At 72.3% G+C, this 12,343-nt stretch carries 12 protein-coding genes; 5 read left to right on the top strand and 7 right to left on the bottom strand.

The window, feature by feature from the left end:
* Positions 1-5 precede the first annotated feature (5 nt).
* Positions 6-818: an SDR family oxidoreductase gene (locus AB0C03_RS20905; protein WP_030335590.1), complete on the bottom strand. Its 813-nt coding sequence runs from the start codon at positions 816-818 to the stop codon at positions 6-8.
* 102 nt (positions 819-920) lie between these two features.
* Positions 921-2,726, bottom strand: a complete 1,806-nt coding sequence (aspS, locus tag AB0C03_RS20910; protein WP_210867097.1) for an aspartate--tRNA ligase — start codon at positions 2,724-2,726, stop codon at positions 921-923.
* Between the two features lie 154 nt (positions 2,727-2,880).
* Between aspS and AB0C03_RS20915 the strand changes: the two genes are divergently transcribed.
* Positions 2,881-3,615, top strand: coding sequence for a DUF998 domain-containing protein (locus tag AB0C03_RS20915; RefSeq protein ID WP_210867098.1), 735 nt, complete (start codon positions 2,881-2,883; stop codon positions 3,613-3,615).
* 169 nt (positions 3,616-3,784) lie between these two features.
* Positions 3,785-4,420, top strand: a complete 636-nt coding sequence (locus AB0C03_RS20920) for a DUF998 domain-containing protein (RefSeq protein WP_357638447.1) — start codon at positions 3,785-3,787, stop codon at positions 4,418-4,420.
* 95 nt (positions 4,421-4,515) lie between these two features.
* Here AB0C03_RS20920 and AB0C03_RS20925 read toward each other — a convergent pair whose 3' ends face one another.
* Together AB0C03_RS20925 and AB0C03_RS20930 are read right to left on the bottom strand one after the other, a co-directional pair.
* On the bottom strand, positions 4,516-5,562 hold the full coding sequence (locus AB0C03_RS20925; RefSeq protein WP_030335581.1) for a S1 family peptidase: 1,047 nt from the start codon (positions 5,560-5,562) through the stop codon (positions 4,516-4,518).
* A gap of 394 nt (positions 5,563-5,956) precedes the next feature.
* Complete coding sequence (locus tag AB0C03_RS20930; protein WP_357638449.1) at positions 5,957-6,433, bottom strand: winged helix-turn-helix transcriptional regulator; 477 nt, start codon at positions 6,431-6,433, stop codon at positions 5,957-5,959.
* A 55-nt stretch (positions 6,434-6,488) separates the two neighbouring features.
* Here AB0C03_RS20930 and AB0C03_RS20935 point away from each other — a divergent pair, with 55 nt between their 5' ends.
* Positions 6,489-6,995 carry a PaaI family thioesterase gene (locus AB0C03_RS20935; protein ID WP_357638451.1) on the top strand — a complete coding sequence of 169 codons (507 nt, stop codon included), beginning with the start codon at positions 6,489-6,491 and terminating at the stop codon, positions 6,993-6,995.
* A gap of 138 nt (positions 6,996-7,133) precedes the next feature.
* On the opposite strand, the gene AB0C03_RS20940 is transcribed toward AB0C03_RS20935, so the two are convergent.
* From AB0C03_RS20940 to AB0C03_RS20950, 3 genes are all read right to left on the bottom strand, one after another.
* Complete coding sequence (locus AB0C03_RS20940; RefSeq protein WP_030336979.1) at positions 7,134-8,075, bottom strand: acyl-ACP desaturase; 942 nt, start codon at positions 8,073-8,075, stop codon at positions 7,134-7,136.
* A 71-nt stretch (positions 8,076-8,146) separates the two neighbouring features.
* Complete coding sequence (gene hisS / locus AB0C03_RS20945) at positions 8,147-9,475, bottom strand: histidine--tRNA ligase (protein ID WP_357638453.1); 1,329 nt, start codon at positions 9,473-9,475, stop codon at positions 8,147-8,149.
* 72 nt (positions 9,476-9,547) lie between these two features.
* A complete protein-coding gene (locus tag AB0C03_RS20950) occupies positions 9,548-10,258 on the bottom strand; it encodes an MBL fold metallo-hydrolase (protein ID WP_030336975.1) in 711 nt (236 codons plus the stop codon).
* Between the two features lie 270 nt (positions 10,259-10,528).
* Between AB0C03_RS20950 and AB0C03_RS20955 the strand changes: the two genes are divergently transcribed.
* A complete protein-coding gene (locus AB0C03_RS20955) occupies positions 10,529-11,413 on the top strand; it encodes a peptidylprolyl isomerase (RefSeq protein ID WP_210866853.1) in 885 nt (294 codons plus the stop codon).
* 59 nt (positions 11,414-11,472) lie between these two features.
* Positions 11,473-12,312: a peptidylprolyl isomerase gene (locus AB0C03_RS20960; protein ID WP_210866852.1), complete on the top strand. Its 840-nt coding sequence runs from the start codon at positions 11,473-11,475 to the stop codon at positions 12,310-12,312.
* Positions 12,313-12,343: the final 31 nt, after the last annotated feature.

The raw sequence follows: 12,343 nt of genomic DNA on the forward strand, positions 1-12,343 counted from the left end.
AGCAATCAGCGGGCGAGAACGTCGCGTACCCCGCGCAGTCGGGTGCGCAGCAGGCCGGCCGCACGGGTGGAGTCCAGGCGTACGTCAAGGGGACGGACCAGACCGCTGCTCGCGCTGGTGGTGCTCTTCAACCCGGCCGGATCCAGGCCGTACCGCTCGGCGACCAGCAGACCCAGCTCGACCCGGCTGACCGCGTCCGCGCCGGCCACGTTGAGCAGACCGGCGTACGACGAGACGACCAGCTCCAGCACGGCGTCAGCCAGGTCGGTGACGTCGATCGGGCAGCGCAGCTCGTCGCTGAACAGGGTGGCCCGGCCGGCGAGCGCGTCCCGGCAGAGCTGGATCTGCTTGCTGCCCTCCCCCACGATCAGCGAGGTCCGCACCACCGCCGCGCCGGGGTCGATCGCCCGCACGGCGGTCTCGGCGGCGGCCTTCGCAGCCCCGTACGCGTGCACCGGCGTGGGTGGCTCGTCGTCGAGGTACGGCACGGGTCGTCCGGCGTGCAGCGCATCGCTGGACAGGTGCACCAGCCGGGCACCCACCTCGGCGGCGGCGAGCGCCACGTGCGCGGCCCCGTCGGCGGTGACCGCCCAGTCCTCGTACCGATAGGGGGTCCCGACCACGGCGTCCGGCCGCACCTGGGCGACCAGCGCACGCACGGCGGCCCGGTCGGTCACGTCCAGCCGACGCGCCTCGACACCCGGCACGTCGATCTCACCGGAGTAGAACGTCCCAACAACGGACCAACCAAGCCCGAGGCCCCGCCGACAAACCGACCGCCCGAGTAACCCACTACCCCCGACAACAAGCACCCGCATCCCAGCCCACTCCCCTGCCGCCGCCGACGTCGATCATGAGGTTAACGAGCGACACGCCGTGGCGCGGGCCCGTCAACCCCATGATCGACGGCGCGAAGGGGGTCAGACCGGGTCGGCTACCGGGGCTGCGGGGCCGGCCGTTCCCGCGTGGGCCGTCGCGGGCGGCTTGGGCTTGGCGTCGATGCCGGCCTCGGCGCGCTGCTGGGCGGTGATCGGGGTGGGAGCACTGGTCAGCGGGTCGAAGCCGCCCCGGGTCTTCGGGAACGCGATGACCTCACGGATCGAGTCCGCGCCGGCGAGCAACATGCAGACCCGGTCCCAGCCGAAGGCGATACCGCCGTGCGGCGGGGCGCCGTACTTGAACGCCTCCAGCAGGAAGCCGAACTTGTCCTGCGCCTCCTCGGCGGTGATGCCGAGCAGGTCGAAGACCCGCTTCTGCACGTCACCCCGGTGGATACGGATCGACCCGCCGCCGATCTCGTTGCCGTTGCAGACGATGTCGTACGCGTACGCCAGGGCCCGGTCCGGAGCCTCCTCGAACCGGTCCACCCAATCCGCGTTCGGCGAGGTGAACGGGTGGTGCACGGCCGTCCAGCCACCCTCGTCAGTGCGCTCGAACATCGGCGCGTCGACCACCCAGCAGAACGCCCAGGCGCTCTCGTCGATCAGGCCGGACCGCTTGGCGATCTCGACCCGGGCCGCCCCGAGCAGCTCCTGCGCCTCCCGGGTGGTGGCGCTCGCCGCGAAGAAGACCGCGTCGCCCGGCTTGGCGCCGACCGCGTCGGCGAGCCCGCCCAGGTGCTCGGCGGAGAGGTTCTTCGCCACCGGGCCGCGCGCCTCGCCGGTCTCGGCGTCCAGCACCACGTACGCCAGGCCGCGCGCGCCCCGCGCCTTCGCCCAGTCCTGCCAGCCGTCCAGCTCCTTGCGGCTCTGCGCCGCGCCGCCCGGCATGACCACCGCGCCGACGTAGCCGCCCGCGTCGATCGCCCCGGCGAACACCCGGAACTCGGTGCCGCGCAGGTACTCGGTCAGCTCGGTCAGCTCGACGCCGTAGCGCAGGTCCGGCTTGTCCGAGCCGTACCGGGCCATCGCGTCGTGCCAGGTGATCCGCGGGATCGGCCGGCTGATCTCGTGCCCGGCCAGGTCCTTCCACAGCGCCGAGACGATCGCCTCGCCGAGGTCGATCACGTCGTCCTCGGTGACGAACGACATCTCGATGTCGAGCTGGGTGAACTCCGGCTGCCGGTCGGCGCGGAAGTCCTCGTCGCGGTAGCAGCGGGCGATCTGGTAGTACCGCTCCATGCCGCCGACCATCAGCAGCTGCTTGAACAGCTGCGGCGACTGCGGCAGCGCGTACCAGCTGCCGGGCTGCAGGCGCACCGGCACCAGGAAGTCGCGGGCGCCCTCGGGCGTCGAACGGGTCAGCGTCGGGGTCTCGATCTCCAGGAAGTCCCGCTCGTGCAGCACACCCCGGGCGAGCTGGCTGGCGCGCGAGCGCAGCCGCAGCGCGTTCGCCGGGCCGCTGCGCCGCAGGTCCAGGTAGCGGTACCGGAGTCGGATGTCGTCGCCGGCCTCGATCTGGTCGTCCACCGGCAGTGGCAGCGGCGCCGCCTCGGAGAGCACCTCCAGCTCGGCGGCTGTCACCTCGACCTCACCGGTGGGCAGCTCCGGGTTCTCGTTGCCGGCCGGACGGCGGGTCACCTCGCCGACGACCTTCACGCAGAACTCGTTGCGCAGCGCGTGCGCGTCCTCCTCGCGGAACACCACCTGGACAACACCGGAACCGTCGCGCAGGTCGACGAAGATGACCCCGCCGTGGTCGCGGCGGCGGGCCACCCAGCCGGCGAGCGTCACCGTCGAGCCGGCGTCCGCGGCGCGCAGGCTTCCGGCATTGTGGGTACGGATCACGGCTGGCAACTCCTCATCGTGGAACAGTCCTCACCCGCATTCTGTCAGGGGTGGCCGCCCCGCCTCCGGGCACCCGGCAGGCCGGCACGATTCGCTGGTGGGGTGGACCGGCGAACCCGACTCCCCCGGCAGCCGCGGCGGTTAACGTGGCGAAATGCGGCCCGTACCGAACTGGGCCGTCGCCACGGGGGCGGCGGCGCCCGTGTTGCTGGTGGCCGGTTGGACAGTGGCCCAGGCCCGACAGCCCGTCGGGTACGACCCGGTCCGGGACACCATCAGCGAGCTGGCGGGGCAGGACGCCACCGACGCCTGGATCATGGTGGTGGCCCTGGTGCTGCTCGGCTGCTGCTACCTGTCCGTCGCCGCCGTCCTGCACGCGGCCGGGCTGCCCAGCCGCTTCCTGCTCGCGATCGGCGGGGTGGCCACCATCGCGCTCGTCGCCTTCCCCCGGCCGCCGGTCGGCGGCTCGGTCAGCCACGGCGTCACGGCGACGGTGGCCGTCCTCGCCCTGGTGCTCTGGCCGGCCGGTTCGGCACTGCGGCTGCCGCGCGGCCACGACACCGAACACCCCGACCGGCCGGAGCCACCCTGGGCGTTCCGCCGGTCGGTGGGGTTGAGCGCCACGCTCGTGCTGCTCGCGCTCTTCGGCTGGTGCGCGTTCGAGGTGACCAGCGGGTCCCGCACCGGATTGGCCGAGCGGGTGACGGCGGTGGCGGTCTCCCTCTGGCCGCTGCTGGCGCTCCTCTCCGCCCGGCGGGCGCACCTCGCCTGGTCGGCCGACGGCACCGTACGGGTGGGCCCGGACCTGCCGACCATCGGCGTCGTACCCCCGGATCCACTCGGACCCCCGAGCGGGCCGGCCCCCGGGCGACCCGACCGGCTGCCGTGAGTCGCCGCCGGACCTGAGCTGGCGTCGCCACCGCCCCCGGTCTGGCGTCGCTGCCCCCGCGTGGTCGGCGGGGGCTTCAGCCCGTCGACGGGCGGCGCCCTCGGCGTCGTCCGTCTGCCCGGACCGCGCGGCCCGGGAACCGCGCCGGTCGCACCGCTACGATCGCCCGATGTCCGCCGTTCCCCGTTGGGCTCTGCTGTCGGCCGCCGGCGCACCGCTGTTCCTCATCGGCGGCTGGACGGTGGCGCAGGCCGCCCAGGCCGACGGGTTCGACCCGGTGCGGCAGACCATCAGCGCGCTCGCCGCCACCGGCGCGGACCATCGCTGGATCATGACGATCGGGCTGGCGGGCCTGGGCCTCTGTCACCTGACGACCGCGCTCGGCCTGGTCAGCGCCGCACCGGCGGGCCGCGGGCTGCTCGGGTTGGGCGGGCTGGCGACGGTGCTGGTGGCCGTGTTCCCGCAGAACGCGACGGGCAGTTCGACGACGCACGTCGTGGCCGCCGGGGTGGCGTTCGGCGCGTTGGCCGTCTGGCCGGCCCTGGCGGTGCCCCGTCGCGCCGCGTCGCCCCTCGCCCGGGAGCACCGCCATCCGCCGCAGGACGGGCCGGCTCCCGTACGCCGGGTGGCGCTCGCCGCGGCGGCGGTCCTGCTCGGCCTGGTCGGCTGGTTCGGCGTCGAGTTCTTCACCGACGGGGCGTGGATCGGGTTGACCGAGCGGCTGGCGGCGGCCGCCGAGGCGGGCGCACCGCTGGCCGCCGTGCTGTTCTCCCGGCTGCTGCCGAGACCGTCCGGTCCCGGCTGACCGCCGACGCGTTCGCCGGTGTCGGCGGGGTCCGGTGGCCGTGAACGCGACGCGGGCCGCCGGAGTGTTCCGGCGGCCCGCGAGCGGTGCGTGGATCAGAAGACGCTGACGCCGTAGCGGCTGAGCGCCTCGGTGACCGGCTGGAAGAAGGTCGTGCCGCCGGTGCGGCAGTTGCCGCTACCACCGGAGGTGAGGCCCAGCGCGGTGGTGTTGGCGAAGAGCGAGCCGCCGCTGTCGCCAGGCTCGGCGCAGACGTTGGTGCGGATCAGGCCGGAGACCGAACCCTCGGCGTAGTTCACAGTGGCGTTGGTCGCGGTGACCGAGCCGCTGCGCAGGCCGGTGGTGCTGCCGGAGCGCTGCACCGCCTGGCCGACGGACGCGTTGCCGGCGCCGGTGATGTCCCGGAAGCTGCCGTTGTAGAGGGACACGTTGCCGGCCGCGTTGGCCGAGTTGTTGTGCCGCACGATGCCGTAGTCGTTGCCCGGGAAGCTGGTGCCGGTACGGGTGCCCAGCAGCGCGGTCTGGGCGGAGTTCGAGTACCAGCTCGACGAGATGTTGGTGCAGTGCCCGGCCGTCAGGAACGAGTAGGTGCTGCCGCTGCGCACGTTGAAGCCGAGCGAGCAACGCCCGCCGCCACCGGCGTAGATGGCCTGACCACCGGAGATGCGGGTGCTCAGCACGCCCGCCTCGGCCTCGACCCGGACCGCGCCGTTGGCCCGCGCGGCGGCGGCCTTGACCCGCTCCAGCTTGGCCCCGGTGACGGTGCTGTCGACGGAGACGACGACCTGGTTGGTGACCGGGTCGCTCCACCAGGCGGTGCCGGGGATCTTGGCGGAGCGCTCCAGGTCGGCGGTGGCCCGGTTGAGCTCGGCCGCGCCGCGGGTGACGTAGCGGACGACGGCGCCGGCCTTGCTGGCCTTGCTGGCGGCGGCCGCGTCGGTCACCGTGACGACGGACTTGCCGCTGGCGTCGATGTACGAGCCGGCGGAGCGGTCGCCGAGTTCCGCGGCGATCGCGGCGGCGGCATCGGGCGACGCGGCGGGAGCGGCCTGAGCCGGCGCACCGATCAGCGAGCCGACGACCAGGGTTCCGGAAACGGCGACGGTAGCCGCAACACGGAATGAGGACCTCGTGGGTCGCATGTAACAACCTCCTGGGCGGGGGAGCGGGTCTCGCCGGGGGCGGCTGACCCGAGGGCAACCCGGCCGATCTGGGGAAACCGGCCGGCTGAGACTGAAGTATTCACATACTTAAGATCATTAACAAGGCTTGGATTCGCCCGAATTCACCGTCCTTGATCGGCCACACGGCCGCAACACCCTCGACACGCTGGTGAACAGGCACCGTCACACCCGACCGACGCCCGGCCCATCAGGAAGTGAACAACCATCGATGCGTTGCCGCGCACCGGGCGCGGCGCGCACCGCCCGCCGCGACGGGCACGACGGCGAGCGCCGGGTGATGAGCGCGGCCCGATGAGCGCGCCGCGTGATGAGCGGGCCGCGTGGGGGCGCGGCGCGTGATGGGCGCCGTCGGTCAGGGGGTACGGCGACGGGCACCGGGACCCGGGCGGGGCACCACGTCGCGTGGCCGACCGACGTCGTGCCCGTCGGCGCAGCGCAACTCGGCGCGTACCTCGGCGCCGCAGTCGCGGTGGGTGACGCTCAGCGGTGGGCCGTCCGCGTCGGCGAGGTACCGGTCACCCCAGCCGAGGACGGCGACCAGCACCGGCCACAGGTCCAGACCCTTCTCCGTCAGGCGGTACTCGTGGCGCAGGCGACTGCCGGGCTCCCGGTACGGCTCGCGACTGAGCACGCCCTGCTCCACCAGGCTGGCGAGCCGGTTGGTCAGCACCTGGCGCGGAATGCCGGTCCGCACCCGCATGTCGTCGAAGCGGCGTACGCCGGTGAACACCTCGCGCAGGACCACCAGCGTCCACCGCTCACCGAGGATCTCCATCGCGCGGGCGATGGTGCAGTTCTCCACTGACCAGTCCAGAGCCGCGGGTCGCATCCGACCAGGCTAAGTCTCGTTGACAGACTCAGCAACCGGCTGCCAGGCTGCGTCCATGACGCAGACGCAGGAACCAGCGCGCAGCCGTACCTTCACCTGGGCGGACCCGTCGGTCAACGCCGCCCAGGTCGGTCGACGCAGCGGCCTGGACATGCTCCGGGCGATGATCGCCGGTGAACTGGCCGCGCCGCCGGTGATGCACCTTCTCGACATGAGCCGGATGGAAGCCGACGAGGGTCGGGTCGCGGTTGAACTGACCCCGCAGGAGTTCCACTACAACCCGCTCGGCAGCGTCCACGGTGGCGTGCTCTCCACGCTGCTGGACACCGCCGCGGCGTGCGCCGTGCACACCACCCTGCCGGCCGGCGTCGGCTACACGTCGCTGGACCTCAACGTGAAGTTCCTCCGCCCGGTCACCGTCGCCAGCGGCACCCTGCGCTGCGAGGGCACGGTGCTGCAACGCGGCCGCCGCACGGCCCTGGCCGAGGCCCGCATCACCGACGCCGCCGGCCGCCTGACAGCCCACGCCACCAGCACCTGCCTAATCCTCCCCCTCCCCTAACCCCCTGCCCCTCCCCTGCCTCGCCCCACCGCGCGTTGATCAAGAGGTTTGCGTCAGAAAACCGGCTTCCGGTGACCGAAACCTCTTGATCAACACGAGCCAGGCGGGTGGGGGTTGGGGGTTGGGGGTGGGGTGGGGTTAGCGGAGGGCTTGGCGGGCGGCTCGGGCGTCGCGCTTCTCCTCGAAGCGGCTCGCGGCACGGTCCAGGTCCGCCAACTGGGTGGCGAGCTGCTCGCGGGCGGCCTCGCCGTCGGCGTTGAGGCCGGTCACGTTGAAGACGTCCCACTGGCGCAGGACCGGCTGCAGCACCTCGTCGCGGTGCTGGCGCAGGTCGTAGATGCCGGCCAGGGCGATCGCCACCGACTTGCGGGCGAAGCCGTCGATGCCACTGCCCGGCATCTGGAAGTCGGCCACCACGTCGGCGACGGCCCGCATGGCCTGACTCGGGGCCAGCTCGAACGCGGCGGCGAGCAGGTTGCGGTAGAAGACCATGTGCAGGTTCTCGTCGGCCGCCACCCGCGCCAGCAGCGCCTCGCAGGCCGGGTCGCCGGTGGCCTTGCCGGTGTTGCGGTGCGAGATGCGGGTGGCCAACTCCTGGAACGAGACGTACGCCAGCGAATGCAGCACCTCGTCGCCGTGGGCGTTGGTGTAGCCCTCCGACATGTGCGTCATCCGGGCCCGCTCCAACGCCACCGGGTCGACCGCCCGGGTGACGGTCAGGTAGTCGCGGATCGCGACGCCGTGCCGCCCCTCCTCGGCGGTCCACCGGTGCACCCAGGTGCCCCACGCGCCGTCCCGGCCGAACAGGGTGGCGATCTCGTGGTGGTACGAGGGCAGGTTGTCCTCGGTCAGCAGGTTCACGATCAGCGCGGTGCGGGCCACGTCCGGGATGGTGGAGTCGGTCGGCGACCACGCCTCGCCGCCGAGCGGCCCGTCGAAGGTCCGCCCCTCGCTCCACGGCACGTACTCGTGCGGGAACCACTCCTTGGCGAGCGAGAGGTGGCGGTCGAGGTTGCGCGCGACCACCGGCTCCAACTCGACGAGCAGCGCGGTCTGACTCAATGTGGTGCTGACGGTCACGAGAAACTCCCTACGGTGGCGTAACTTACGCTACCGTAGGTCCCCGCGGCCGTCAGCGCCAGTGGAGAGACTCACCCAACCGTCGGCTTGAGGTCCTCCAGAGGGGGCATCCACTCCTGCGCAGCGGCGGTGACCTGCTCACCTGAGCGGATGTCCTTCACCTCGTCCGGCGCTCCGTCGACGCCCGGGAACCAGACGTACGGAATCCCCCGCCGCTCGGCGTAACGGATCTGCTTGCCGAACTTCGCCGCGCTCGGTGACACCTCGGTCGGCACCCCGCGCCGCCGCAACGCCTCCGCCACCCGGTTGCTGGCCGCCCGCTGCTCCTCGTTGGTCACCGCGACGAGCACGGCGGTCGGCACCTCCCGGGAGACCGACAGCGCCCCCGCGCCGAAGAGCAGGCCGAGCAGCCGGGTCACGCCGATCGAGATCCCCACCCCCGGGTACGAGACAGCACCGGCGCTGGCCAGGTTGTCGTACCGGCCGCCGGAGCAGATCGAGCCGAAGCGCTCGTAGCCACGCAACTGGGTCTCGTAGACGGTGCCGGTGTAGTAATCCAGGCCACGGGCGATGCGCAGGTCCGCCACGCAGAGCCCGGGCGAGTGTGCGGCGGCGGTCTCCACCACCCGGATCAGTTCCTCGATGCCCTCGTCGAGCAGCGGGTCACTCACCCCGAGCGCCCGAACGGCGTCGGCGAACGACGCGTCCGGGGCGGAGATCTCGGCCAGCGCCAGGCACGCCTTGGCCTGCGCCTCGCTCGCCCCGGCGGTCTGGGCGAGCAGGTCGGCCACCTTCGCCGGGCCGATCTTGTCGAGCTTGTCGACGGCGCGCAGCGCGGCCTCCGGGTCGGTCAGCCCGACACCCCGGTAGAAACCCTCACTGATCTTGCGGTTGTTGACCTGGATGGTCACCGGCGGGATCGGCAACGACCGCAGCGCGTCGCCGATGACCAACGGCATCTCCGCCTCGTGGTGCGGGGCCAGGGTGTCCCGGTCGACGATGTCGATGTCGGCCTGGACGAACTCCCGGTAGCGACCCTCCTGCGGCCGCTCACCCCGCCACACCTTCTGGATCTGGTAGCGGCGGAACGGGAACGCAAGCTTGCCGGCGTTCTCCAGCACGTACCGGGCGAACGGCACTGTCAGGTCGAAGTGCAGGCCGAGCTGGTCGTCACCGGCCGGGCCCTCAGCGTCGGCGTGCAACCGCCGGATCACGTAGACCTCCTTCGAGGTCTCGCCCTTGCGCAACAGCTGGTCCAGCGGCTCCACGGCGCGGGTCTCCAGCGGCGCGAAGCCGTACAGCTCGAAGGTGGCCCGGATCTTGTCGAGCACGAACTGCTCGATCATCCGCTGACCGGGGGTCCACTCCGGGAAGCCGGAGATGGGCGTGGGCTTGCTCATCGGCGTACTCCTTGCGGTTCCGCGCCGGTGGCGCGGTGGTGTCGTGGGTCCGCGCGTGGCGCGGACGAAGATCTAGAGGCCCCGGGTGGGAGCGGCCGGCGACGTGCCAGCCACCTCGATGAGGTACGGGTTGCTGGCGCGCTCGCGGCCGATGGTGGTGCTGGGGCCATGGCCGGGCAGCACGACGGTGTCGTCGGCCAGCGGGAGGATCTTGTCGCGCAGGCTGCTGAGCATGGCCGGCATGCTCCCGCCCGGCAGGTCGGTGCGGCCGATCGACCCGGCGAAGAGGACGTCACCGGAGAGGCACAGCTCGTCGGCCTCCCAGCCCGACCCGGCGCCCGGCAGCCGGAACAGCACCGACCCGCCGGTATGGCCCGGGGCATGGTCGACGGCGATCTCCAGGCCGGCGAGGGTGAGGGTGGCGCCGTCGGTCAGCTCCGCCACGTCCTCCGGCTCGGTGTAGCTCAACCGGCCACCGAAGAGCGACGTCAGGTCGGCCGAGAGGCCCTTGGCCGGGTCGGCCAGCATCTCCCGGTCGCCCGGGTGCACGTAGGCGGTGATGCCGCGCGCACCGCAGACCGGCGCTACCGAGAAGGTGTGGTCGAGGTGGCCGTGGGTGAGCAGCACGGCGGCCGGATGCAGGCGGTGCTCGGCGAGCAGCGCGTCGAGGCGGCCGAGCACCCCGATGCCGGGGTCGACCACCACGCACTGCTCCCCCGGCGCGGTGGCAACCACGTAGCAGTTGGTGCCGAAGGCGTCCGCGGGAAAGCCGGCCACGAGCACTGGCGCTGTCCTTTCCGTCGAGCAGCTGTCGTCCTGCCCCGCAGCCTATCGGGCGCGCCCAGCCGGTTTGCCGCGTCCGTCCCCGGCACCCCGCAGGGCACAGTGACGATCTCCGATAAGCGCTGCTCGGGACGGGGCGGACCTCGTACACCACATTCCCAGTCACTAGCCGTACACTCTGGCGGGCGTGTGGCGCGGCACACGTGACGCCCGGACGGGCCGGGGCGACCGGCCGCCGGCGACGACCAGGTAGAGGAAAGGGGAGCACTGGTGGCTTCCAGCAGGGACCGGCAGCGCAAACTGGCACGGGCCAAGCTCGACCGGCAGTTGGCTCGCCGGGCGGCCGCTACGCGGCGCCGACGGCAGATCCAGGCCGGAGTCGGCGCCGCTCTGATCCTCGTGTTGGTAGTGGCCGGCTCGGCCTGGGCGCTCGGGGCGTTCGACTCCGACCCGAAGCAGAACACGGCCGCGGCGGAAACCTGCCTCTGGACGCCGCAGGACGCGACGGCCAACACCAACCTCAAGGACGTCGGCACGCCGGCCACCAAGGACCTGCCCACCGACGGCACCCGGCCGATGACCGTGACCACCAACCAGGGCGCGCCGATCACCGCGGAGCTGAACCTCACCAACTCCCCGTGCGCGGCGGCGAGCATCGCCCACCTGGCGAGCCGGTCGTTCTACGACAACACCAAGTGCCACGAGATCACCACCGAGGGCGCGCTGCGCTGCGGCGACCCCAGCGGCACCGGCCTCGGTGGGCCGACCTACTCGTTCTACGACGAGGAACTGCCGACCGTGCCGTCGGCGTCACCGTCGGCCACCCCCGCCCCCGACCAGCCGCCGACGTACCCGAAGGGCACTGTGGCGATGGTCTCCAACCCGCCGGGCAGCAACGGCAGCCAGTTCCTGATCTTCTTCAAGGATTTCACCACCACCGACCCGAAGTACCCGGTCATCGGCCGGGTGACCGGCGGGCTGGACGTGGTGGAGAAGATCGGTGCCCTCCCGACCGTGGACAATGGGACCGGGGCGAAGGTCAAGCCCAGCACCGATGTGACGATCCAGAGCCTCACGGTCGGTGAGCCGGTCTCCGCTGCGGCACCGGCGCCGTCGGCCTCCGGCACCCCGGCCAGCAGCCCGAGCGCCGGCTGACCGGGCGCCACCACCCACCCAAGCGGCACTCAGCAGCAGACAGCCAGGAGGATCCAGGCGTGACGTCCACCAGAGAGCGGCAGCGCGCGGCGGCCCGCGCCCGGCTCGAGAAGGAGATGGCCGAGCGCGCGGCCAAGGCCCGCAAGCGCCGGCAGACGACGGCGATCGTCAGCGCGGGTGCCGCGCTGGTGCTCGTGGTCGCCGGCACCGTCTGGCTGGCGGTGAGCCTCGGCGGCGACGACGACAAGCCCGACACCACCACCGCGGCGCCCGGCGCGGCCGAGTGCGCGTTCAACGCGGTGCCCACCGAGCAGCGGCCACCGCAGATCAAGGACGTGGGGTTGCCGAGCAACGAACAGTCCGCCAAGGGCATCCAGACCATGACGATCGACACCAACCTCGGCCCGATCACCGCCAAGGTCGACCGGTCGCTGGTGCCGTGCACGGCGGGCAGCTTCACCTACCTCGCGGAGAAGAACTTCTTCGACAACACCAAGTGCCACCGCCTGGTGACCGAGGGCATCAAGGTGTTGCAGTGCGGTGACCCCAGCGCCACCGGCAACGGCTGGCGGGACACCGACGGCCAGGGCGGCCCGAGCTACCGCCTGCCCGAGGAGAACCTGCCCACCGACAAGCGCCCGCCGTACCCGGAGGGTGTCATCGCGATGGCCAACTCCGGCCAGCCGGGCAGCACCGGCAGCCAGTTCTTCATCGTCTACGGCGACTCTCCGCTGGACCCGGCGTACACGGTGCTGGGCACCATCACCGGCGGCCTGGACCTGGTCAAGGACGTGGCCAAGGCCGGCGACGACGGGGCGTTCGCCCAGCAGGCCGGCGGCGGCCACCCGAAGAAGGAGGTCATCATCAAGGACCTCGCGATGAGCAACCCGCAGGGCTGACACCCGCGCAGACGACACAGCGCCCGCCGGC

The organism is Micromonospora parva (genome assembly GCF_040649675.1).
GTDB lineage: Bacteria > Actinomycetota > Actinomycetes > Mycobacteriales > Micromonosporaceae > Micromonospora > Micromonospora parva.